Source organism: Kribbella sp. CWNU-51 (assembly GCF_054073265.1).
Genome location: NZ_JBSXMZ010000004.1, coordinates 499,397 through 522,256, shown reverse-complemented (window position 1 = coordinate 522,256; position 22,860 = coordinate 499,397). Strand labels below are relative to the sequence as shown.

Genomic DNA, 22,860 nt, shown 5'->3' with positions numbered 1-22,860 from the left:
TAGGCTGACCAGGTGACCCCGCCGGATGAGGAGCCGCAGCAACCGGCCCAGTATGACCCGCACCACCCGTCCGGCTATCCGGGCGACCTCGAGGCGGACGTCGTACTGCGGGACGGTGCTACCGCGCATCTCCGGCCGATCGCGCCTGCCGACGCGGACCTGATGGTGGCCTTCTACGCCCGGGTGTCCGAGCAGTCGAAGTACTACCGGTTCTTCGCCCCGTACCCACAATTGTCCGATCGGGACGTGGCGAGGTTCACACAGGTCGATTATCACGATCGGCTGGCGCTGATTGTGACCGTCGGTGACGAGATGATCGGCGTCGGGCGGTACGAGCGGACCGGACGGCGTACGGCGGAGGTCGCGTTCTTGATCGAGGACGCGCACCAGGGCCGCGGGCTGGGGCAACTCCTGCTCGAGCACTTGGCGCAGGCGGCCCGGGAGAACGGCATCACCCGATTCGTCGCCGAGGTGCTGCCGGACAACCGGAAGATGATCACGGTCTTCACCGAGGCCGGCTACAAGGTCGCCCGCGAGTTCGAGGACGGCGTGATCGTGGTCGAGTTCGACATCGCGCCGACCGACACGTCGTTCGGGGTGATGCAGGCGCGGGAGCAGCGGTCCGAGGCGCTCTCGATCGCGCGGTTGCTGACGCCGTCGAGCGTCGCGCTGATCGGTGCCAGCCGGCGTGAGGGCACGATCGGGAACGCGCTGCTGCGCAACCTGCGCGACGCTGGCTTCCCGGGCCGGTTGTACGCCGTCAACACCGATACGAAGGCGGACGAGATCGAGGGCGTACCGGCGTACCCGACGATCCGCGAGGTCGAGGACACGGTCGATCTGGCCGTGGTCGCCGTGCGGGCCGAGATGGTGGCCGACGTCATCCTGGACTGCGCGGCCAAGGGCGTGCGCGGGCTGGTCGTGGTGTCGAGCGGGTTCGCCGAGGTCGGGGACGAAGGGCGGAAGCGGCAGCGGTACCTGGTGGGCCTGGCCCGGTCCTACGGGATGCGGGTGATCGGGCCGAACGCGCTCGGGGTGATCAACACCGCGCCGGGAGTCCGGCTGAACGCGACGCTCTCGCCGGTGATGCCCAGCCGCGGCCGGGTCGCGTTCTTCTGCCAGTCCGGTGCGCTCGGGGTGCCGATCCTGGCCGACATGGCCGGGCGTGGCCTGGGGTTGTCGAGCTTCGTGTCGGCCGGGAACCGGGCCGATGTCTCGGGCAACGACCTGATGCAGTACTGGTACTCCGACGAGGCGACCGAGGTCGTACTGCTGTACCTGGAGTCGCTGGGCAATCCGCGCAAGTTCAGCCGGGTGTCGCGGCGGCTGGCCGGGCGGAAGCCGGTGGTCGCGCTGAAGTCCGGCCGGGCCACGCAGGGCGTGCCGGTCGGGCAGATGGTCCGGCGCAGTCAGTTGCCTCCGGCATCGATCGAGTCGATGTTCCGGCAGAGCGGGCTGATCGGGGTGGACACCACCGGCGAGCTGTTCGACGTCGCCCAACTGCTCGCGCACCAGCCGCTGCCGATGGGCCGGCGGGTCGCGATCGTCAGCAACTCCGACGCCTTGACCCTGCTCGCGCTGGACACGATGGCCGGTTGCGGCCTGGAGGTGGCCGGCGAGCCGCGGAACCTCAGCGCGGACGCGACCGCGGCAGACTTCGGCGCGGCGCTGTCCGAGGTGTTCGGCGACGATCGGGTGCACTCGATCGTGGTGATCTACACGCCACCGGTGCTGTCGAACGGCGCGGAGGTCGCGCAGGTCCTGGCCGCTGCGGCCGCCGGCTCGAAGAAGCCGGTCGTGTCCACGTTCCTCGCGTCCCGCAGCGTACCCGCGGAGCTGCGAGTGCCGGACGCGGACGGTGGCGCGGCGCGTGGATCGATCCCGTCTTTCCTGAATCCGCAGTACGCCGTCGGCGCACTGGCGAAGGCGACACAGTACGGCGAGTGGCGGCGGCGGTCGGACAGCCGGATCCCCGACCTGCCGGAGGTCGACACCGCCGGCGCCGAGGACTTCGTCGCGGAGTACCTGCAACGGCACCCGAGTGGCGCCGACCTCGAGGACGCCGACCGGCAGCGGCTACTCAGCTTCTACGGGATCCCGGTGCTGCCGGCGTTCCCGGTGCTGAGTGCGGACGAGGCGGTCGCACGGGCCGCGGACCTCGGCTACGAGGTGATCCTGAAGGCGACCGCCGAGCAGTGGCGGATGCGGCCGGACCTGGCCGACATCTGGCGGCACATCCACGACGAGGACGACATGCGCGCGGCCTGGGCGGAGATGACGCAGATGTTCGGTGTCGCGTCGGATCCCGCCCGGGCGCAGTTCGTCGTCCAGAAGATGGCGCCACCCGGCGTGCCGGTGGTCATCTCGGCGTTGGAGGACGTGTCCTTCGGCCCGGTCGTCACCTTCGGCCTGACCGGTGTCGCGACCGACTTGCTGGGCGACCGCTCGTACCGGATGCCGCCACTCACGACCCGCGATGCCGCGGAGATGGTCCGCGAGGTGCGCGCGGCTCCGCTGCTCTACGGCTACCGGGGCTCGGACCCGGTGGACATCCCCGCGATCGAGGCCCTGCTGCACCGCGTCTCCCGGCTGACCCTCGACCTCGAGGAAGTCGTCCGGCTGGACCTCCGTTCGGTGCTGGCCGCCGCGCAGGGCGCGACAGTGCTCGACACGAGCATCCGGATCGCTCCCAACGAGAAGCCCCGCCAGGACACGTCCGCCCGCCGCCTCACCTGACGGCAGCGCGCGTCACTACCGGCGGGTGTAGATGCTGCTGGCGCGATCGAGCAAGCGCGCCTCGACGAGCTCGCGCCGGAGGGCGGCGTGGTCCGGATGCCACCGGTTGAGGATCTCGTTCACCTCCGGCTCCGGGTAACTGCGCCCGGGCTCGAAGTTGGTGACCAGGTACTCCAGGACGATCCGGAGCTTCTCCGGATAGGTCGGGAAGTGCGTCAGCCGGCCGTCCCGGATGAACGACCTGAGGACGGCGTCGCGGTCCGGATCGGGGTCGAGAGGCACGCGCTCCGGGCGACTTTCTCGCACCGCGTCCTTGAACGCCGCCTCGTCGGCCTGCAGACCGTCGCCGGCAGCCGTGATCAGCCCACCCTTGGTCAGCCGCTGGAGCGCCTTGACGACGACCGGCGCGGGGAGTCCGGTGCTGCCGGCAACCTGATCCGGAGTCGTCGCGCCGAGGACGACGGCGGAGTACGTCCGCAGCCTCGACGGTTCCGCGAGCAGACCACAGAGCTGATCGGCGTTCATGCCATCCACGCTAATGTCGCCCGCAACCGGATTTCGCCCGGGTGTTAAACATTCACCATGACGATGCAGCCGGGTCCGCAGAACGCGATCACCGATGTCCCTGGAGTTCTGGTCGGTCAGGTCGAGCGCGTCGACGCGCCGTACCTGACTGGTACGACGGTCGTCCATCTGCCGGCCACAGCGGTCGCCGGTGTCGACGTCCGAGGGGGCGCGCCCGGGACCCGGGAGACGGATCTGCTCGAGCCGGTGAACTCGAACGCTGGGGTGAACGCGATCGTGCTGACCGGCGGCAGCGCGTACGGGTTGGACACGGCCGGCAGCGTGATGCGCTGGCTCGAGGAGCGCGGTGAGGGCGTCCGGGTCGGGCAGGGCGACAAGGACGTGGTCCCGATCGTGCCGACCGCGGTGATCTTCGACCTCGGACGCGGTGGGGACTTCCAGGCCCGGCCCGAGCCGGACTGGGGCGCCCAGGCGATCGCAGTCGCCACCGACGGTCCGGTTGCCCTAGGCAACCATGGCGCCGGCGCCGGGGCGCGGGCCCGGTCGCTCAAGGGCGGAGTCGGATCGGCCAGTGTCCGGCTGGATGACGGCACGACGGTCGGCGCGCTGGTGATCGTGAACGCGGCCGGCTCGGCGGTCGATGCCGACGGCAACCTCTACGGCGCCCGCTACGGCCTCGGTGACGAGTTCACCCACCTCCGGACTCCCACCGAGCCGCCTCCGCCGGCCGCACCCGGACGCAACCTGATCCCCGGTCCGCCGATGAACACGGTGATCGCGGTGCTGGCGACCGACGTACCGCTGGACAAGGCGGCGACACGGCGGATGGCGATGGTTGCGCACGACGGGCTGGCCCGGGCGATCGACCCGATCCACACGCTGGTCGACGGCGACAGCATCTTCGCCTTGTCGACCCGTAGCGACGACGGGCCGCGGCTGAGCGTCACGGATCCGACCGCGATCGGGCAACTGGAGACGGTCTACGCGGCCGGCGCCCGGACGCTGTCCCGCGCGATCGTGCACGCGATGCTCAACGCCGAGTCGGTGGAGACTCCGGCCGGCACGATCCCCAGCTATCGCGACGCCTATCCCTCTGCCTTCCGGACCGACTGACGTACGACCCCGGTCGTACGCGCGGATGGCGAGAGGCGCCGGAAGACGACGGTAAGACCGGACCGTGGGCCGACGATCCCAGGCACCACCCGCGCCAGGCTCTGCGGTATGAGCTTCCAGAGTCCCCAACCACAGGTCGTCCTGAGCGGCCATGCCCTGGTCAAGTACTACGGCGACGTCGTCGGCCTGGCCGGCGTGGATGTCGCGATCCGGTCCGGTGAGGCGCTCGCGGTCATGGGCCCGAGCGGTAACGGCAAGACCACGTTGCTGCACGTCCTGGCCGGCATCCTCACGCCGGACCAGGGCGAGGTCTGGCTGGGCGGCGAACGCGTCGACCAGCTGAACGACGCGGCCCGCACAGTGCTTCGACGTCGCCGGCTTGGTTTCGTCTTCCAGGACAACCAGTTGCTCGCCGAACTGCCCGCCGACGAGAACGTCGCCCTGCCGTTGATGGTGGACGGGCTGAGCCGGCGGGACGCGATCGGCCGGGCCAGGATGATGCTCGCCCAGGTCGGGTTGGGGGCGGAAGCCGGTCGGCGCCCGGGCGAACTGTCGGGCGGTCAGGCACAGCGCGTCGCGATCGCCCGCGCACTGGTCGGCGAGCCGCAGGTGGTGTTCGCCGACGAGCCGACCGGTGCTCTGGACGCGACGACCGGCTCCCAGGTGATCGACCTGCTCGTCGGCGCGGCCACGCATCGCGGCGCCGCGGTGGTGGTCGTCACCCACGACAACGCGGTCGCCGCCCGCTGTCATCGAGTCCTGCGCATCGTCGACGGCCGGGTGAGTGACTCGCCGGGTGCTGGGTCGACGGGTGCTGGGTCGCCGATGAGCGATCTGGGCTGGGGGACTGGGCGATGAACCCGATGACGGATCTCGGGCTGCGGTTCGTCCGCCGTCCAGGGCCTGGTGGCCGGGCGGCGAACCTCGCCGCGCTCGGTGCGACCGCGGTCGTCGCGCTGCTCGTCACCTTCCTGATCGCCGGCTCGCTCGGCCTGGCCCATCGCTCCGACCGGATCGGCTGGCGCAGCTCCGACAAGGCCGACCCGGCGACGGCGATCGGAGCCATCGACCAGACCGACGAGACGGTCGACGGTCACCCGATGATGCGCCTCGACCTCGCGGCGCTCCGCCCCAACGAACTCCCGCCGCCACCCGGCCTCGACCACACCCCGAAGCCGGGCGAGGTCTTCGTCTCGCCCGAGGTCGCCAAGCACTGGTCCAGCCTGAGCAAGCAGTACGGCGTGGAGAAGCCGGCCGGCGTGATCAGCGACAAGGGGCTGTCCTCGCCGGAGGAGTTCATCGTCATCCGTGGCGTCGACTCACTCCGGCCCGACGACCATCCGCAGTACGTCAGCAGTTGGAACGACGACGTCTGGGACAGCCGCATGGTCGGTCTGCTGTTGGCGGTGGCCTTCGGCATCATCCTGGTGCTGTTCCCGATCCTGAGCCTGGTCGGTCAGGCGGCCGGCGTCGCCGCGAAGCGCCGTGAGCATCGCCTGGCTGCACTCCGCCTCGCCGGTGCCACCAGGACACAGGTTCTCTGGCTGAGCGCGGTGGAGCAGGCTGTACTCGGTCTGGCCGGTGCAGTCATCGGTCTGGTCGGCTACACACTGCTGAGTCCACTCATCGCCCGCATCCCGCTGGGCGGCGGACGCTGGTACGTGCACGACATCACGGTGAGCTGGTGGAGCGTGCTCGTCGTGCTGGCCGCCGTACCCGTCCTGTCGGTGGTCAGCGCATTGATCGGGCTCGGCCGGGTCAGCATCACCCCACTGGGCGTCGTACGCGGTCAGACTCGCAAGGGGATCAGTGTGCTGCGCCTGGGTCTGTTGCTGATCGGTCCGATCGTTCTCGCGTACTACGGGATGCAGGCGGCTGTGATCCCGTTGCTGATCGGTGTGGGCTTCGCTGCGCTCGCCGTACGGGTGATCGGGCCGTGGGCGGTGCAGGTGATCGGCAAGATGCTGGCGAGCCTGGCCAACGGTCCGGTGGCGCTGCTCGCGGGGCGGCGGCTGGTTGACGACCCGAAGGCCGCGTTCCGTCCGGTGGCGGCGCTGGTGCTGAGTGGGTTCGTCACCGGCTTCATCTCGGTCTTCATGCCGCCGGGGAAGGACGACCCGACCTTCCACGACCTGCGCATCGGAGTCGCGCTGCTGCTGAACTTGGTGTTCATGACCGTGGCGGCGTCGACGGCTGCAGGTGCGGTCGGTACGGCGCTCGACCAGGCCGCGCCTGCCCGTGCGTTGCGGCGTTCTGGTGTGCCGTTGCGGGTGATCGAGCGGTCGGCGCGACTGGCCGCCGTCGTACCTGTCATCGGGGTCGGATTGCCGGTCGTCGGGTTCGGTGCGCTGTGCGGGCTCGCGCTCAGTGGTGGCAAGGTGATCACGCAGGGGAGTTCCGGCGTACTGCTGCTGATCGGTCAGGTCGTCGCCGGGCTGGTGCTGGTCGCGGTGGCAGGCGCCGCGGGTGCACCGGTGCTGCGGAAGGCAAGCGCGAACTGATCACCGTCGTCGCCTGTGCTCGTCCACAAGGGGAAAACGGCGCGGGCCGCGTCCGTGGCAGGATGAGGGCATGCGTGACCTGAATGCCCCGGAACTCGCGGACGCGTCCGCAGCCCTGCGCGAGGCGATCGACCGGTGCGGCTACTACCCAGATGTGGTGACGGATTCGCTCGCGGTGGCGATCGCCGGCGAGCCGATCCGCGCGTTCATGCTCCAGCACGAGCCGACCTTCGACCGGGACGAAGTCCGGCGGCACATCACGATCCTGGCGCTCACCCCGACCCGGCTGATCGTCGGGCACACCGACGAGCACGCGGCCGACGAGCTGATCCGCGCGCCGTACGCGTCGACCTCGACCGAGGCGATCCCGCTGCAACGGGTGAACGCGGTGGTCGTGAACCGGGTGGTTCCCAACCCCGCCGGCTACGCCTCCGGCAAGTCCGACCCGGCGGTGGCCGGCAGCGGTGAGGTCGTGCTCACGATCGGCTGGGGCATGGTGAACCGGATCGACCTCGAGCCGGCCGTCTGCGCCGACCCGAACTGCGAGGCCGACCACGGCTACACCGGATCCGTCGCGGCCGACGACATCTCGCTGCGGATCAGCGCCGCCGCGGACGGCCCGGCCGGGATCCAGCAGGTGCTCGAGTTCGCGCAGGCCCTCTCGTTCGCGACCAGCAGGTAGTGCGGCAGTGATCGTGCCGGTGGAGCCGCAGTACGGCGGTGGCTCGCTCGCCGACGTGCTCCCATCGGTCGCCGGTGCGCTGTCGGTCCCCGGCGAGCAGAACGCCCTCGGACTCCCGCCATCGCCGCGGTACGCCGTCCTGCTGCTCGACGGACTGGGGTGGAACCTGCTGCAACGGCACGCGGATGCCGCGCCGTACCTGGCGTCGTTGCTGCCGACCGGTCGCAGCCTCACGGCCGGAGTGCCCTCGACCACCGCGGTGAGCCTCACCAGCCTTGGGACCGGGTTGCCGCCTGGTGCCCACGGCATCGTCGGCTACACCTCGATCGTGCCGGAGACCGGCGCCTTGCTGAACGCCCTGTCCTGGGACGCACCGGTCGACCCGCGCCGCTGGCAACCGCATGGCACGGTCTTCGATCGCGTCGCCGCTGCCGGCGTTGCCACCCGCAACGTGAGCAAGGCACGCTTCGACTCGTCGGGTCTGACGGCCGCGGCGTTCCGGGGAAGTGCCCACCGGGGTGCGGACACCATCGAGGACCGGCTGGACGCGACCCGGTTCGCGAGCCGTGAAGGCAGCTCGTCGTTGGTGTACGTGTACGACTCCCAGTTGGACTACACCGGTCATCAGCAGGGCAGCGAGTCGTGGCAGTGGCAGAAAGAGCTGACCGCCGCCGACATGTTCGCGCAGCAAGTCCGGTCCGCTTTGCCGCGCGACGCCGTACTGCTCGTCGTCGCCGACCACGGGATGGTGGACGTGGCACCGGAGCACCGCCTCGACCTCGATGCCGAGCCTGCTTTGACCGACGGCCTGCGACTCATCGGGGGCGAGTCACGCTTCCGGCATCTGTATTGCCTCGCCGGGGCAGAGGCCGACGTCATCGCGACGTACCGCGAGCGGCTGGGGGACAAGGCGCTCGTGCTGAGCCGGGAGGACGCGGTTGCACGTGGATGGTTCGGTGCCGTCGAGGACCGGGTTGCGCCGCGCTTGGGCGACGTCGTGGTCGCCGCACTCGGACCTGTCGCGCTGGTCGCAAGCCGCCGCTACCCGCACGAGGCCGGACTGATCGGGCTGCACGGCTCGCTCACCGACGACGAGATGCTGATCCCACTGCTCGTCGACGCCGGCCGCTAGCTCCGGTCCGCGGCTAGAAGCTCCAGACGTCCCAGAAGAAGCTGGTCTGCGCCGTCTTCGCCTCGCCGTCCCGGGCGACGACGGTCACCTTGTAGCGTCCGGAGCCCGGTGTGAGGACTCCGGTGATCCAGCCTCGCTCGGGGTCGATGCTGAGCCCCGGCGGCAAGCCCGCCGCCGAGTAGCTGATGTCGCCGGTGCCACCGGTCCCCTTCATCAGCAGCGGAATCGCCGGCACTCCGCCGAATCCGAGCTGCTCGGACGGCTCGGTGATCGCCACCGCACCCTGCGGCTGCGCGGCCGCGGCACCGACCGCCTCCGCTGCGTCGACCATGCCCTCGCCGTAGAAGGAGTTGTTCGCCGCCGAGCCGACGCACTGACCCGACGAGCCGGCCGGGCAGGCCAGGTCGTTCGCCTGCTGCGCGAGCCGGCCGCGCACCTGCGCGGGGGTCAGTCGGGGATCCACGCTCCGCAGCAGGGCTGCGACGCCGGCGACGTGCGGCGACGCCATCGACGTACCCTCGAGCACCTTGTAGGCGCCGCCCGGAACGGTCGAGTAGACGCCCTGACCGGGGGCAGCCAGGTTGATCTTGTTCTCACCGAAGTTCGAGAACTGCGACTTGGTGCTGGTCGAGTCGACGGAGGCCACCACGACCACGTTCGGCAGCTCGGTCGGCAGGCTGATGCAGTCGTTGGTGACCGTGCGCGGGGCCGGAGTCGAGTCGTTCGGGCTGGACTCGTCGGTGCCCTTCTCCGCCAGGTCGTAGTCCTCGTTGCCGGCCGCGGCGACGTTCACCACGCCCTTCGTGTCCGTGTACGCGACCGCCCGGCGGACCGCCTCGGCGATCGCGTCCTGGTTCTGGTCTGTCGGACACAGGAACAGCCACGGGTCGACGTAGTAGCTGTTGTTGGTGACCGAGACACCCTTGTCGGCGGCGAACATGAACGCGCAGACCGTGTTCTCCGGGAAGAACAGCTGACTGTCGGGCTCGGCGACCCGGATGGACGAGATCTTCACGCCCGGGGCGACGCCGATCATGCCGATCCCGTTCCGGGCCGCGGCGATGGTGCCGGCGACGTGCGTACCGTGCTCGCCGACCGGTCGCCAGGCGCCGGGCCGGGTGTCGGCCTTGCCGTAGGCACAGGACGCCGACTTGCCGGCGTCGAAGTTCGCCTTCAGGTCCGGGTGCTGGTCGTCCACGCCGGTGTCGAGCACGCCGACCGTGATGCTCTTGGAGCCCGGGTTCTTCTGCCACGCCCGGTCAGCGCCGATCTGGGTCATGTCGCTGCGATCGATCTCGGGCGAGGCGGTGGCCGCCTCGGGCACCACGGGCGGGATCGCCGGGTTGCCGACCTCGGCGGGCAGGTCCGAGGTGCGGGTGGCGCCGGCCTTCTGGACGCCGTCGACGCCACGCATCTTGGTGGCGAAGTCGGTGGCCGCCGAGTGCGCCACGATCACCCCGATCGCGTCGTACGTCGCGTAGACGGTGCCGCCGTTCGAGCCGACCGCGCCGGTGACCTTTCCGGTCTGGCCCGGCTCGGTGATGACGAAGTACGCGCGGAGCCCGGCCTGCACCCGGACCGGCGTCGCGGCGGCCGGCAGGGTGGCGGTGGCGGCGATGAGACAGGCCGCGAGGAAGAGGACCAGAGCTTTGCGCACGTTCCATTCAAACCGCCCGGAGGCCCAGAACCCAAGCCGGGCCCTCCGACACACCCCGGCGTGCGGGGTGGTCCGCTGACTTGGCAGGATGTGCGCCCGTGGCTGAGCTGCTCTATTTCACCGGGACCATGGACTGCGGCAAGTCCACGCTGGCGCTGCAGATGGACCACAACCACAAGGCCCGGGGCCGGCTCGGGCGGATCTTCACCAGCCACGACCGCGCCGGTGAGTCGGTGCTCTCGTCCCGGCTCGGACTCGCCGCCGAGGCGGTCGAGGTCCGGCCCGAGTTCGACTTCTGGGACTACGTCGTGAACGAGCTGACCCAGGGCGGCCGGATCGACTACGTGGTGTGCGACGAGGCGCAGTTCTACAGCCCGCTGCAGATCGAGCAGCTGGCCCGGCTGGCCGACGAGCTGCAGATCGACGTGTTCTGCTTCGGCATCCTGACCGACTTCCGGGCGACGCTGTTCCCGGGGTCGGCCCGGTTGGTGGAGCTCGCGGACCGGATGGAGCTGCTGCAGGTCGAGGCGCTGTGCTGGTGCGGTGAACGAGCCACGCACAACGCCCGTACGATCGGCGGGGAGATGGTGACCGAGGGCGAGCAGTTGGTGGTGGGTGACATGGTGACGCTGGACCACGAGGTCTCCTACGAAGTGCTCTGCCGCCGGCACCACCGCCGCCGCCTCACCCAGGCCCGCGCCCGCGCCACCCTGTCACCCGAGGTATTGCCTTTCGGAGGAGCCGCGTCATGAGTCCCCTGATCACCGTCGACGAACTGCGTGCGGCGGACCCGAAGCCGGTGCTGATCGACGTCACCTGGAACCTGGCCGGTCCTGCTGGCAAGGAGGCGTACGATGCGGGCCACCTGCCGGGAGCGCACTTCGTCGACCTGGACACCGAGCTGGCCGGTCCACCCGGACCCGGTCGCCACCCGTTGCCCGAAGCAACCACCGTGACGGCCACGCTGCGCCGGGCCGGAGTGTCCGCGGACAGCGCTGTGGTGGTCTATGACGCCGCCAACTCGACGGCGGCCGCCCGGGCCTGGTGGATCTTCCGGTACTTCGGGCTGTCCGACGTACGCGTCCTGGACGGCGGCCTCGCCGCGTGGCAAGCCGCCGGGGGAGAGGTCGCCACCGACGTCCCCGCCGACGGCGCCGGCACCTACACCGCCACCGGCGGCCACCTCCCGCTGCTCGACGCCGATGGCGCGGCTGCCGTTGCGGCGTCCGGCGTACTCCTGGACGCCCGAGCGCCCGAGCGCTTCGCCGGCGAGGTCGAACCCATGGACCCGGTCGCCGGCCACATCCCCGGCGCCACCAACGCCCCCACCACCGAGAACGTCGACGAGACCGGTCACTTCCTCCCCGCCGCCGAACTCCGTGAACGCTTCGAAAAGCTCGGAGCCACCGCCAGCACAGAGGTCGGCGTCTACTGCGGCTCCGGCGTCACCGCCGCCCACGAGGCCCTGGCCCTCGACGTGGCCGGCCTCCCCGCCGCCGTCTACATCGGCTCCTGGTCCGAATGGATCACCGACCCCTCCCGCCCGATCGCCACCGGCAAGCCCTGAGCGCGCTCTGCTCGACGAGCACCTTGATCCTTCTCGGTGGCAACGGCGGTGGCGGAGAGGAGTGTCGCACCGGCGAGGCTGCCCCAGAGCGCAGCCGAGCCGTGGGAGGCGAGAGCGGTGATGACCGCCGGGGAGATGGCGAGGCCGAAGCCTGTGGAGAGCTGGAAGCGGGCGAGGGATCGTCCCAGCACATGGGCCGGGGCGAGGGCGGTGACGAGCGCGGTAGCGCTGCCGGCATAGATGATCTCGCCGATCGTGCAGACCACGGATACCGTCGCGACGGCCGGGGCACCCCAGCCGTGTCCCAGTGAGGTGGCTACGAGGAAGCCGAGGTAGGACGCGGCGAGTACCACGCCGGCGAGAGCCAGCACGGTTCGCCGGGAGAACCTGGACATCAGGACGGTGACCGGAACCTGCAGGGTGACCACCAGCACCGTGTTGCCCACCAAGATGGCCGCCGGCCACACCGGGGATGCGTGCAACTGGGTCACCAGGACCAGAGGGACCGGGATTTCGAAGACGTTGAGGCAGAAGACGTAGACCACGTTCGCTGCCAGCAGCGCGCGCATCCGAGGTGCGGGCCTGTCGCCCCTGTCCTTGGCCGAAGTAGCGGCCGGATGCGTGTGGAGGTGGACCGACCATGCCAAGGTTGCCGCCGCGAGATAGGCGAGCCCGGTGACGGCCGCCATCGCCTGGAACGCGGTGGTGCCTCCCGCCAGACATGCGGTGGCGAGGAGGGCACCCGCGCCCAGGCCGGCGTTGCGCAGGGCGCGGCCGGCCGCGAGAGCGGCGTCGCGTTCGCGGCCGTGGGCGACCGTGGCCACGAGGGCTGCATGGGCGGCCGGCCATGACTGGTTGCCGATGCCGAGGAAGAGTGCCGCCGTCGCGAACAGCCAGACGTGCCCTGCCGGGGCGGCCAGCAGCAGCGCCACGCCCACCACACGCACCAGCATCGACGCCGCCACGACCGTGCTGCGTGCGCCCCGGTCCAGCCATCGGCCGACCGCGGGCGTGCATACCAGCGCCACGACGACGCCGACGGTCATGGCGATGCCGGTGGTCGGCGCGGACAGCCTCAGCACCGTCACCCCGTAGAGCAGCAGAAAGGGCCGCAGCAGGCCGGTGCCGAGCGAGTCCACGGCCACGGCCACGGCATAGCGGGGGCCTCCCGACGCACGGACGAGAGCGCGCAACTGGGTCTTGGTGCTGGTTCCCATGGCGTCAACGGTGCGGCAGGCCGCCGGGCCGACCATGTCGGTTGACTGACACCGTCAATCGACGCGTTCGCCGGCCGTCCGACCAGCGATGATGAGGGGATGACGTTGAGGATCGACATCGGCAGCCTGCCGTCCGGGCGAGTACGGTTCGCTGCCTCCCCGCTGGCCGAGCTGACCGCGATGCTGCACGTGCTGGCCGAACCCGGGCATCACCCGCAGCTCGCCGGCTGGGCCGGGGACGTCTGGGCCGGGCTGCGGCCGGAGCTGGCCGAGCGGCTCAGGGAAGCGGAGTTCCTCTGGCGTTCCTCACGAGCCGACTTCCTGGTCCCCGCGCGTCCCCGGCCCACCCTCGCCGACGAGTTGGACGAGGTAGACCGGATCGACGATGAAACCTATGTGACCGCAGCGCTCGTCACCACCTGCGGCAGCAACCGGGTCCACTTCGCCGGGCCGTCGCCGCTCGCCGACGCGACGGCACGCGAGCGGGCCTTGGACCTGGCCCAGGCCCGCGGCGCGCTCCAAGAGGCCTTCGCGGAGCGGCTGCTCGCGGACCCTGCCGCAGTGCGGGCGCGGGTGCGCCACACCCTCGAACAGTGCGCGGAGGCCTTCTTCGACGCCGCCTGGACAGGCGTCGCCGTGCAGCTTGCCACCGATCTGCGGCTGAAGAACGACCTGCTGAAGCGCCAGGGTATCGGGGCGGCACTCGCCTCGGTCTCCAGCGCCGTCACCCTCGCACCCGACGGCGACTGCATCATCGTGGACAAGCTGCAGGACAAGGCGACCTCCGCCCACGGTGCCGGGGTCACCTTCGTCCCCAGCGTCTTCGGCCGCCCGCACCTGGTGGCGGTCCACGCGCCCGGGTGGCATCCGGTGGTGCAGTACCCCGTCGCCGAGCAGAGTCCATCGGAGCCGGTGTCGCTGGAAACGGTCACCCTCCGGTTGGAGGCACTCGCAAATCCGATCCGACTGCGGCTACTGCGCACCCTGGCCCGCGGCCCGCACACGACCGGCGAGCTGGCCGACGCCTGGGAACTTTCACCCCCGGAGGTCTCCCGCCACCTCGCCGTCCTGCGCCGCGCAGGCCTGCTCTCAACCCGGCGGCACGGGCGCTACGTCCACTACACGCTCAACCTGCCCGATCTGACGGCACTGGGGGCCGACCTGCTGGCGGCCGTACTGCGCTGAGTACCAGCGGGCTAGTGCGGGCCGGCGAGACCGATCAGGTTGCCTTCCGGATCGGTGAACTGACCGACGACCATCTTCCCCGGTACGCCGTCAGGCCCGAAGACCCGCTGGCCGCCGAGTGCCTCGGCCTGGTCCAGCGCGGCTCCGACATCATCCACACCGACGTAGAACAGCGCCTTGGGCTGAAGTGTCGCGCCACCACCGACGCCGCCGTTCAGGCCGGCGATGCTCGCGTCCACGAAGCCGTACGAGCCTGCTTCGGAGACCTGTCCGGAGACGGTGTCCCCGAGCTCGTAGGTCCAGCCGAAGAGCTCTCGGTAGTAGGCGTGCAGGCGGGCGGGATCGGTCCCCGTGATCTCGAAGTGCACGACATGATTCGGCATGATGCCCCTTTTCGATTGGCTGTCATCGGGAACGTCGGAGCCCGCTCCGCGCGTTCGACAATCATGTACGTCGATGCGCGGGGAGTCCGAACGTATTACGAGGAGCTGGGTGCGGGCGAGCCGGTCCTGCTGCTGCACGGCGGGGGAGTCACCGCCGACAGCTGGCTGGCGCAGGCTCCGGCACTGGCCGAGCGGTACCGGGTCCTGATCCCGGAGCGTCGCGGTCACGGCCGCAGTCCCGATGTCGACGGTCCTGTGACGATGGAGATCTTCGCGGCGGACACTGTCGCGTTCATCGAGGCGCTCGAGCTCGGCCCAGTGCGTGTGATCGGCTGGAGTGACGGCGGCAAGGTCGGTATGAGCCTTGCGCTCAGTCGGCCGGAGCTGGTCCGCAAACTGGTCCTGATCGGCACCGAGCTCACCCATGCCGGCGGCACCGCCGCCAATCAGGCGCTGCTGCGGCCCGAAGGTCTCGAAGTCCTCAAGGAGACCTTCCGCCAGCAGTACGACCCGCTGTCGCCGGACGGTCCCGGGCACTTCGACGTCGTCTTCGACAAGTGGGCGCGCATGTGGGACACACTCCCCGATGTCGTCCTCACTGATCTGAAAGCCCTGCCGATGCCGGTCCTGCTGATGCAGGGTGACGACGACTGCGTCCGGATCGAGCACACCGCCGAGGTCGCCCGGGCGATCCCGGACGCCCAGGTGGCCGTCGTACCGGGGACCTCGCACGGACTGCCGCTGGAGAAGCCCGGGCTGGTCAACAGTCTGCTGCTCGACTTCCTCGCCGACCCGCAGCCGCCCAAGTTCATGCCGCTGGGCGACCTCAACCCCTGAGCGAAAGCGCTGCAGCAATTGACCCCCTTCTAGGCATTGAATTAGTAACACGCTTGGTTTAACTTACTCGGGACCTGGCCGGTGTGTAGCTCAGAGCACATCGGCGGCATCCGGAAACCTGAGGAGTTCCGATGACGAGAGTGAGCAGGTGGGGCGCCGCCCTGGGGGTTGCCGGGCTGGTGCTCGCCGCCGGCTGTGCGAAGGGCACCACCCCGGCATCGTCCGGTGGCGCCGGTGGCGAGATCGACCAGAACGCCCCGGTGACCATCACGATCGGGGACCGCCCGACCCCCGACAAGCCGAACGACCTGAAGGCGTTCAACCAGAAGATCAAGGACTTCACGGCCAAGAACCCGAACATCACGGTGAAGTCGACCGAGACCAGCTGGCAGGCCCAGACCTTCCAGGCCCAGGTGGCCGGCGGGACGCTGCCGACGGTGATGAACATCAGCTTCACCGAGCCGGCCAACATGATCCCGAACAAGCAGCTCCCGGACATCACCGACGAGCTGAAGCTGGTCGACCTGACCAAGGACCTGAACCCGAACGTCCTGAAGATCGTCCAGGACGCGAACGGCCGGATCTACGGTGTCCCGATCGACGTGTTCTCGGTCGGCATCGCCTACAACCGCGCGCTGTTCACGAAGGCCGGCCTGGACCCGGACAAGCCGCCGACGACCTGGGACGAGGTCCGCCAGTACGCCAAGCAGATCTCCGAGAAGACCGGCAAGGCGGGGTACGCGCAGCTGACCACGAACAACACCGGTGGCTGGATGCTGACCACGATGACGTACAGCATGGGCGGCACGGTCGAGAGCGCGGACGGCAAGAAGAGCACGTTCAACGACGCGCCGACCAAGAAGGCGCTGCAGCTGCTCAAGGACATGCGCTGGACCGACAACTCGATGGGCAGCAGGTTCCTGTACACCCAGGAGGAGGTCCGCCAGGACTTCGCGGCCGGCAAGATCGGCATGGTCCTGCAGGCGCCGGACGCCTACGACATGAGCGTGAAGCAGTTCGGCATGAAGCCCGCCGACTTCGGTGAGGGAGCGCTGCCGCAGGACGGTGGCCCGTACGGCACGCTGACCGGCGGCTCGCTGAAGATGATCAGCCCGAAGGCGACCAAGAACGAGATCGTCGCCGCGCTGAAGTGGATCAAGTTCGACCAGTTCGACAAGTACACGACCGAGTCGGTCGCGGTCCAGGACGCCAAGAACACGATCGCCGACAAGGGTTTCGTCGGCCGTCCCGGCATCAGCCCGCTGAGCCAGGAGACCTACGACCAGTTCAACAAGTGGCGTGAGCCGTATGTGAACGTCCCGGTCAAGCAGTTCCAGGGCTACATCGACTCGACCACGGCGCTGAAGCTGCTGCCGGAGCCGTCGAACAAGGGCCAGGAGGTCTACTCGCTGCTCGACCCGGTGGTCCAGCAGGTGCTCACGAAGAAGGACACGGACATCGACAAACTACTGAGCGATACCGCCTCGAAGATCGACGCACGCCTGGCCCGGTAGCCGATGTTCCAGCTACGTACGCCGAAGCGGAGCCGGAGCAGTGCCAGGTCCGTCGCGACCTGGTACCGCTCCGGCGGGCTCAGCAGCATCTTCTTCGCCCTGCCCCTGGTGCTGATCTTCCTGTACTTCTCCTGGGGCCCGATCGTCCGCGGCCTGGTGCTCAGCTTCCAGAAGAACAACCTGGTCCTGCCCGCCGAGTGGGTCGGGATGTCGAACTTCAGTTACGTGCTGACCGATCCGCAGCTCCCGCAGGCGGCGCTCAACACGCTGTACTTCGCGTTCCTGGCACTCCTCTTCGGCTTCCCGGTGCCGCTGTTCCTGGCCGTGTTCATCAGTGAGCTGCGCAAGACCGGATGGCTCTACAACGTGTTCTCGTACTTGCCGGCCGTGGTCCCGCCGGTGGCCGCGATCCTGTTGTGGACGTTCTTCTACGACCCGAGTGGTGCGGGCGTCTTCAACTCGATCCTCGGCTGGTTCGGGCTCGGGCCGTTCGCCTGGCTGAACTCGCAGACCCTGGCGATGCCGGCCATCGTGCTGGAGGCGACCTGGGCCGGCGCGGGTGCCACGTCGATCATCTACCTGGCGGCGCTGACCGGCGTACGCACGGAGTTGTACGAGGCGGCCGAACTGGACGGCTCGGGGATCTGGAGCCGGGTCTGGCACGTCACGCTGCCGCAGATCCGCGGAATCATCCTGATCATGATGCTGCTGCAGCTCATCGGGACGTTCCAGGTGTTCACCGAGCCGTTCCTGTTCACCGGTGGCGGCCCGAACAACGCCACCATGACGGTCCTGCTGCTGATCTACCGGTACGCGTTCGTCAACGGAGACTTCGGTGCCGCGACCGCGCTCAGCGTGCTGCTCGCCGGGGTGCTGTGTGTGCTGTCGGTCGTCTACCACTTCGTCACTCGCCGCTGGAGTACCACATGAGCTACGAGCGCGGAATCATCTCGACCAAGGATCGGCAGCGCGGCGTGGTCCGCGTCGGCCTGCCGGCGATCCAGGTGCTGATCTTCATCGGTGTCCTGATCGCCGGCGTCGGCCCGCTGCTCTGGCTGCTCAAGTCCGGCGTCTCCACCAGCCAGGACATCCTGAGCGGCCCGATGCAGCTGTGGCCGTCGGGGATCCAGCTGAAGAACATCCCGGACGCCTGGAACCGGGTCCAGATCGGCGCCTACCTGGGCAACACGGCGTTCATCGCGATCGGCTCGATGATCTCGACGCTGTTCGTCTGTACGACGGGAGCCTTCGTACTGAGCATCCTGCGGCCGAAATGGGGACCGATCGTCACCGGAGCCGTCCTGGCGACGTTGTTCCTGCCCGGTGTCATCTCGCTGGTCCCGCTGTACATGACCGTGCTGAAGATGCCGCTGCTCGGGATCAGCCTGCAGAACACGTTCTGGGCGGTCTGGCTGCCGTCGGCGGCCAGCGCGTTCAACGTGCTGGTGATGAAGCGGTACTTCGACTCGATCCCGCGCGAGCTGATCGAGGCCGCCCGGATCGACGGGGCGAGCAACCTGCGGCTGTTCACGGCGCTGATCCTGCCGCTGTCCAAGCCGATCGTCGGCGTCGTCGCACTACTCACGGTCATCGGGTCCTGGAAGGACTACCTCTGGCCGCTGCTCGTCCTGCCCGACCCGCGGCTGCAACCGATCTCGGTCGCCCTGCCACGGGTGCAGAAGACCACGGAGATCTCGCTGCAAATGAGTGCCCTGTTCCTCGCGGTTCTGATACCTGTCGTGTTGTTCTTGTTGTTCCAGAAGCAATTCCTGCGAGGCGTGGGGATGGCAGGGGGTATCAAAGAGTGAGTCCACTCAACGGCCGGCGGGTGCTGGTGACGGGGGCGGCCGGGCGGATCGGCCTGGCGACGGTTGAACACCTGAACGAGCTTGGGGCCCGGGTGACGGCGTTGACCAACGTCGAGCACCCCGATCTCAAGGCCGACCGCATGCTGATCGGGGACACCCGGTCCGAGCCGGACGTCGCCCGGGCGCTCGAGGGCGCCGAGTACGTCGTCCACCTGGCGGCACTCGCTCACCCGTCGGCCGGTACGCCGTACGACGTCTACGCGATCAACGTGGTGTCGACGTTCAACGTGCTCGCCCAGGCCGGGGCGCTCGGCATCGGACGGGCGGTGATCGCGAGCAGCATCAACGCGACCGGGATCCCGTTCAACCCGCACGAGATCAAGCCGGCGTACTTCCCCTGGGACGAGAAGGCGCCGGCCGACGTCGGCGACCCGTACTCGCTGTCCAAGCAGAACGACGAGAACACCGCCAGAATGGCGTGGCGCCGGTGGGGGATCGATGTGGTCGCGTTCCGCTTCCCGCACGTGAACTCGGCCGAGGTGCTGCAGCGTCTGGCCGGCAACGCCCGGGAGACGCCGGCCGCCGGACTGCGGGAGGCCTGGAGCTACCTGGACACGCGGGACGCGGCGTACTCGATCGAGCTCGGGCTGACCGCGCCGGCGTCCGGGGCGCATACGTTCTTCGTCGCCGCGGGCACTACTCTCGCGCCGTACGCGACCGAGGACCTGCTCGACGCGTTCGCGCCGGACGTGCGGCGGTCGCGCCGGTTCATCGGCCGCGAGGTGCCGATCGACCTGACCGCCGTCCGGACCGTGCTCGGCTTCCAGGCCCGGCACGAACTCGACCTACCGACCCTTTCCCTGGAGCTCTGAATGCCCTCGAACTTCGACCAGCCGTGGCCCGTCCGGGACGACGTCCGGATCCGCGAGGTCAAGGCGATCGTGACCGCGCCGCAAGGCATCCCGCTGGTGGTGGTGAAGATCGACACCACCGAACCCGGCCTGTACGGGCTCGGGTGCGCGACGTTCACCCAGCGGTGGAAGGCGGTCCAGACGTTCGTCGACGAGCATCTGGCCCGGCTGCTGGTCGGCCGCTACCCGGGTGACATCGGCGATCTGACCCGCCTCGCCGGGTACTCCGGCTACTGGCGTGGCGGACCGGTGACGAACAACGCGATCTCCGGCATCGACCAGGCTCTGTGGGACATCGCCGGCAAGCGGGCCGGAATGCCGGTCTACGAACTGCTCGGCGGCAAGGTCCGCGCGGCGGCCGACACCTACATCCACGCCAGTGGCAAAACGATCGAGGAGACCCTCGACCACGCGCAGAAGCTGATCGCGCAGGGCTGGCGGCACATCCGTCTGCAGATCTCGACGCCTGGCGGCGGCGGGTACGGCGCTCCGCGGGTGCCGACCCTCTATCCGGACGCGCCGTACCACAACGGCTGGTCCGCGCGGGACTACCTGCGGACGACGCCCGAGCTGTTCGCGGAGGCGCGGCAAGCGCTGCCGGACAACATCGAGCTGCTGCACGACGTGCACTCCCGGCTCACGCCGAAGGAGGCCGTGCTGCTGGCCCGGTCGCTCGAGCCGCATCGGTTGTTCTTCCTGGAAGACGTGCTGGCGCCCGAGCTGTGGGACCGGCTGCCCGAGGTGCGGGCGGCGTCGCCGGTGCCGCTGGCCGTCGGTGAGCTGACGACGTCCTTCGGTGACGCAGTCCGTCTGATCCGTGACGGTGGCGTCGACTTCATCCGGTCGCACGTGTCCGACATCGGCGGTCTCACGCCGGCCCGGAAGCTGGCCGATCTCGCCGAGATCTCCGGCGTCCGGACCGCGTGGCACGGGCCCGGTGACACCTCGCCGATCGGCGCGGCCGCGAACGTCGCCCTCGACGTCAGCTCCGTTGCCTTCGGCATCCAAGAGGGTCACCTCTACAACGAGGAGACCTACGAGGTGTTCCCCGGCGCGCTGCGGATCGAGGACGGCTGGCTGCGGCCGAACGAGGCTCCCGGCTGGGGGATCGACCTCGACCTGGAGGCGGCGGCCCGTTATCCCGCGCAACTGTCCGGACACGACGAGTGGGCGGCCGGCGTACGACGCATCGACGGAGCGCTCGAAGCACCGTGATCGAGCACCTTCGGCAGTACGATCGCGGCTAATCGGGAAGAGGCGGGGAGGTGGCGATGGACGACTCGGGTGAGGAATCGGAGCTGCGGCGCTCGGGCGCGAACCAGTACGACCTGGGGTCGTTCAACGAGGCGGTGATCATCGAGACGATCCGGCTGGCCGGGATCATCAGCCGGACCGAGATCTCCCGCCGGACCGGTCTCACCCAGCAGTCGGTGTCGCGGATCCTGCGCATCCTCCTGCAGCAGGGGCTGCTCGTCGAGGAAGCGCAGGAGCGCGCCGAACGCCTCGGCAAGCCGCGCACCCCGGTGCGGCTGCGCTCGAACGCGGCCCACGCGGTCGGCATCCACATCGACCCCGAACTGCTGACCGTCGCGGTGGTCGACCTCGACGGCACGATCGTGCGCCGGGAGACCGTGGACCTGGCCGACGATCTGGAGGCGACCAAACTGGTCGACCTGGCCGCCGCGACCGTGACCGCGGCGCTCAGCATCAGCCAGATCGACCTCGCCTCGATGCTCGGCGTCGGCGTCGCCGTACCGGGGCCGATCGACGCGGACGGCTCGCTGCTCGCGCTCCCACTGCAGCCGGCCTGGCGTGGTCTGAAGATCCGCCAGTTGCTGCAGCAGAAGCTCAACCATCCGGTCCTGGTCGAGAAGGACGGCACGGCGGCCGCGATCGGCGAGCGCTGGATCGGCCGCTCGGCCCGCTCCCGCGACTTCGCCTACCTCTACCTCGGGACCGGTGTGGGCAGCGGCCTGATCCTGAACGGCTCCGTCTACCGCGGCGGTACGGCGAACGCCGGCGAGTTCGGCCAGATCGCAGCGCTGCGGATGGGGGAGTGGACTCCCGAGGACGGTCCGCGGATGGTGCCCGAGTGTAACCCGACCGCCTCGCTGCCCGTGATCGCCGCTGACTTGGGGTACGTCGAGACCGACCCGAGCGCGACCGACGAGGCGAAGCGGTACAAGGCCGTCTGCAAGGCGGCCTCGGACGGGGACGAGGCCGCCGTCAAGGCGGTCACCCAGGTCGCACGTGTCATCGGACAGGGCGCGGTCGGCCTGGTCGACCTGCTCGACATCGACCTCGTCGTACTGGGCGGACCCGCGTTCGGGAAGGAGATCTCGGAGATCTTCCTGACCGAGATCGGCCGCGCGGTGAACGCGCATCCGGTCGCCCGGGAGACCCGGCCGGTCGTGGTCGAGGAGTCGATGCTGCAGACCGACGCGGCCGCGGTCGGCGCCGCGTCGACGATCTTCCACGACGCCTTCACGCCCCGGGTCAGCGGATCCTCCCAAGCACGTAGGCTGCCCAAGTGATCGAATCCCGCCCGCTGACGACCGACGTTCAGCTCCGCATCGCCACCCTCGACGACGCCGCCGCGCTGGCCGACGAACAGATCCGCAGCAGACAACACCTCCGGCCCTGGGAGCCCGAACGGGCGGAGAAGTGGTTCACTCCGGCCGGACAGGCGGAGCGGTTGACCTACCAGCTCGAGCGGTACAAGAACGGGCAGATCGTGCCGTGGGTGCTCGCCGCCGGCGACCGGCTCGTCGGCCAGATCACCCTGAGCGACCTGGTGCCCGGGCCGTTCCGCAGCGCGAGCCTCGGCTATTGGCTCGCCGTCGACGTGCTCGGCCGGGGTCTGGCGACCCGCGCGGTCGACGCCGTCGCCGAGATCGCCGACTCCGAGCTCAAACTGCACCGCATCGAGGCGAGCACGCTGACCGGCAACACCGCGTCACAGCGCGTCCTTGCGCGCACGGGTTTCCGGCAGATCGGCACGGCGCCGACGTATCTGCACATCGACGGGTACTGGCAGGACTGCAACCTCTACCAGCGCATCCTCAACGACCGCGGGCCCGGCGCCTGACCGG

The 22,860-nt window shown here is 69.6% G+C and carries 21 protein-coding genes; 17 read left to right on the top strand and 4 right to left on the bottom strand.

Translation table 11 applies throughout. The features are described from left to right. Positions 1 to 12: 12 nt before the first annotated feature. Complete coding sequence (locus ACXC9Q_RS04505; RefSeq protein WP_457055183.1) at positions 13 to 2,736, top strand: bifunctional acetate--CoA ligase family protein/GNAT family N-acetyltransferase; 2,724 nt, start codon at positions 13 to 15, stop codon at positions 2,734 to 2,736. Positions 2,737 to 2,751: 15 nt separating this feature from the next. Here ACXC9Q_RS04505 and ACXC9Q_RS04500 read toward each other — a convergent pair whose 3' ends face one another. Then, a complete protein-coding gene (locus ACXC9Q_RS04500) occupies positions 2,752 to 3,261 on the bottom strand; it encodes a DUF2087 domain-containing protein (protein WP_457055182.1) in 510 nt (169 codons plus the stop codon). 57 nt (positions 3,262 to 3,318) lie between these two features. Between ACXC9Q_RS04500 and ACXC9Q_RS04495 the strand changes: the two genes are divergently transcribed. The 5 genes from ACXC9Q_RS04495 to ACXC9Q_RS04475 all read left to right on the top strand — a co-directional run bounded on the left by ACXC9Q_RS04495 (position 3,319) and on the right by ACXC9Q_RS04475 (position 8,689). After that, positions 3,319 to 4,374: a P1 family peptidase gene (locus ACXC9Q_RS04495; RefSeq protein ID WP_457055181.1), complete on the top strand. Its 1,056-nt coding sequence runs from the start codon at positions 3,319 to 3,321 to the stop codon at positions 4,372 to 4,374. A gap of 108 nt (positions 4,375 to 4,482) precedes the next feature. Beyond that, a complete protein-coding gene (locus tag ACXC9Q_RS04490) occupies positions 4,483 to 5,232 on the top strand; it encodes an ABC transporter ATP-binding protein (protein ID WP_457055180.1) in 750 nt (249 codons plus the stop codon). After that, entirely contained in the window at positions 5,229 to 6,875 is a 1,647-nt protein-coding gene (locus ACXC9Q_RS04485) for an FtsX-like permease family protein (RefSeq protein WP_457055179.1), read from the top strand. Before ACXC9Q_RS04490 ends, ACXC9Q_RS04485 begins: the two co-directional genes overlap by 4 nt. A 70-nt stretch (positions 6,876 to 6,945) precedes the next feature. Then, positions 6,946 to 7,557 (top strand): DUF5998 family protein, encoded by a 612-nt coding sequence (locus tag ACXC9Q_RS04480; RefSeq protein WP_457055178.1) that lies wholly within the window; start codon positions 6,946 to 6,948, stop codon positions 7,555 to 7,557. A gap of 7 nt (positions 7,558 to 7,564) precedes the next feature. Beyond that, positions 7,565 to 8,689, top strand: a complete 1,125-nt coding sequence (locus tag ACXC9Q_RS04475) for an alkaline phosphatase family protein (RefSeq protein WP_457055177.1) — start codon at positions 7,565 to 7,567, stop codon at positions 8,687 to 8,689. A 13-nt stretch (positions 8,690 to 8,702) separates the two neighbouring features. On the opposite strand, the gene ACXC9Q_RS04470 is transcribed toward ACXC9Q_RS04475, so the two are convergent. Next, complete coding sequence (locus ACXC9Q_RS04470; RefSeq protein WP_457055176.1) at positions 8,703 to 10,346, bottom strand: S8 family peptidase; 1,644 nt, start codon at positions 10,344 to 10,346, stop codon at positions 8,703 to 8,705. Between the two features lie 98 nt (positions 10,347 to 10,444). Between ACXC9Q_RS04470 and ACXC9Q_RS04465 the strand changes: the two genes are divergently transcribed. Together ACXC9Q_RS04465 and ACXC9Q_RS04460 are read left to right on the top strand one after the other, a co-directional pair. Continuing rightward, on the top strand, positions 10,445 to 11,098 hold the full coding sequence (locus ACXC9Q_RS04465; RefSeq protein WP_328520871.1) for a thymidine kinase: 654 nt from the start codon (positions 10,445 to 10,447) through the stop codon (positions 11,096 to 11,098). Further along, the gene (locus ACXC9Q_RS04460; RefSeq protein ID WP_457055175.1) at positions 11,095 to 11,913 is read left to right on the top strand and encodes a sulfurtransferase; all 819 of its coding nucleotides are present in this window, start codon (positions 11,095 to 11,097) and stop codon (positions 11,911 to 11,913) included. Before ACXC9Q_RS04465 ends, ACXC9Q_RS04460 begins: the two co-directional genes overlap by 4 nt. Here the strand turns inward: ACXC9Q_RS04460 and ACXC9Q_RS04455 are convergent. Next, positions 11,847 to 13,130, bottom strand: coding sequence for an MFS transporter (locus tag ACXC9Q_RS04455; RefSeq protein ID WP_457055174.1), 1,284 nt, complete (start codon positions 13,128 to 13,130; stop codon positions 11,847 to 11,849). The genes ACXC9Q_RS04460 and ACXC9Q_RS04455 overlap by 67 nt on opposite strands. Before the next feature lie 99 nt (positions 13,131 to 13,229). Here ACXC9Q_RS04455 and ACXC9Q_RS04450 point away from each other — a divergent pair, with 99 nt between their 5' ends. Then, positions 13,230 to 14,315 carry a DUF5937 family protein gene (locus ACXC9Q_RS04450; protein WP_457055173.1) on the top strand — a complete coding sequence of 362 codons (1,086 nt, stop codon included), beginning with the start codon at positions 13,230 to 13,232 and terminating at the stop codon, positions 14,313 to 14,315. An 11-nt stretch (positions 14,316 to 14,326) separates the two neighbouring features. Here the strand turns inward: ACXC9Q_RS04450 and ACXC9Q_RS04445 are convergent, their stop codons facing one another. Beyond that, the gene (locus tag ACXC9Q_RS04445) at positions 14,327 to 14,698 is read right to left on the bottom strand and encodes a VOC family protein (RefSeq protein WP_457055172.1); all 372 of its coding nucleotides are present in this window, start codon (positions 14,696 to 14,698) and stop codon (positions 14,327 to 14,329) included. A gap of 15 nt (positions 14,699 to 14,713) precedes the next feature. Here ACXC9Q_RS04445 and ACXC9Q_RS04440 point away from each other — a divergent pair, with 15 nt between their 5' ends. The 8 genes from ACXC9Q_RS04440 (at position 14,714) to ACXC9Q_RS04405 (ending at position 22,856) form a co-directional block, all read left to right on the top strand. Further along, complete coding sequence (locus tag ACXC9Q_RS04440; protein ID WP_457055171.1) at positions 14,714 to 15,535, top strand: alpha/beta fold hydrolase; 822 nt, start codon at positions 14,714 to 14,716, stop codon at positions 15,533 to 15,535. Between the two features lie 131 nt (positions 15,536 to 15,666). Further along, on the top strand, positions 15,667 to 17,049 hold the full coding sequence (locus ACXC9Q_RS04435) for an ABC transporter substrate-binding protein (RefSeq protein WP_457055170.1): 1,383 nt from the start codon (positions 15,667 to 15,669) through the stop codon (positions 17,047 to 17,049). Between the two features lie 3 nt (positions 17,050 to 17,052). Next, the gene (locus tag ACXC9Q_RS04430) at positions 17,053 to 17,979 is read left to right on the top strand and encodes a carbohydrate ABC transporter permease (protein WP_457055169.1); all 927 of its coding nucleotides are present in this window, start codon (positions 17,053 to 17,055) and stop codon (positions 17,977 to 17,979) included. After that, positions 17,976 to 18,857: a carbohydrate ABC transporter permease gene (locus tag ACXC9Q_RS04425; RefSeq protein ID WP_457055168.1), complete on the top strand. Its 882-nt coding sequence runs from the start codon at positions 17,976 to 17,978 to the stop codon at positions 18,855 to 18,857. The genes ACXC9Q_RS04430 and ACXC9Q_RS04425 overlap by 4 nt, the downstream gene beginning before the upstream one ends. After that, positions 18,854 to 19,729, top strand: a complete 876-nt coding sequence (locus ACXC9Q_RS04420; RefSeq protein WP_457055167.1) for an NAD-dependent epimerase/dehydratase family protein — start codon at positions 18,854 to 18,856, stop codon at positions 19,727 to 19,729. Before ACXC9Q_RS04425 ends, ACXC9Q_RS04420 begins: the two co-directional genes overlap by 4 nt. Continuing rightward, on the top strand, positions 19,730 to 20,983 hold the full coding sequence (locus ACXC9Q_RS04415) for an enolase C-terminal domain-like protein (protein WP_457055166.1): 1,254 nt from the start codon (positions 19,730 to 19,732) through the stop codon (positions 20,981 to 20,983). A 56-nt stretch (positions 20,984 to 21,039) separates the two neighbouring features. After that, a complete protein-coding gene (locus tag ACXC9Q_RS04410) occupies positions 21,040 to 22,302 on the top strand; it encodes an ROK family transcriptional regulator (RefSeq protein ID WP_457055165.1) in 1,263 nt (420 codons plus the stop codon). Next, the gene (locus ACXC9Q_RS04405) at positions 22,299 to 22,856 is read left to right on the top strand and encodes a GNAT family N-acetyltransferase (RefSeq protein WP_457055164.1); all 558 of its coding nucleotides are present in this window, start codon (positions 22,299 to 22,301) and stop codon (positions 22,854 to 22,856) included. The genes ACXC9Q_RS04410 and ACXC9Q_RS04405 overlap by 4 nt, the downstream gene beginning before the upstream one ends. The last annotated feature ends 4 nt before the right edge of the window (positions 22,857 to 22,860 follow it).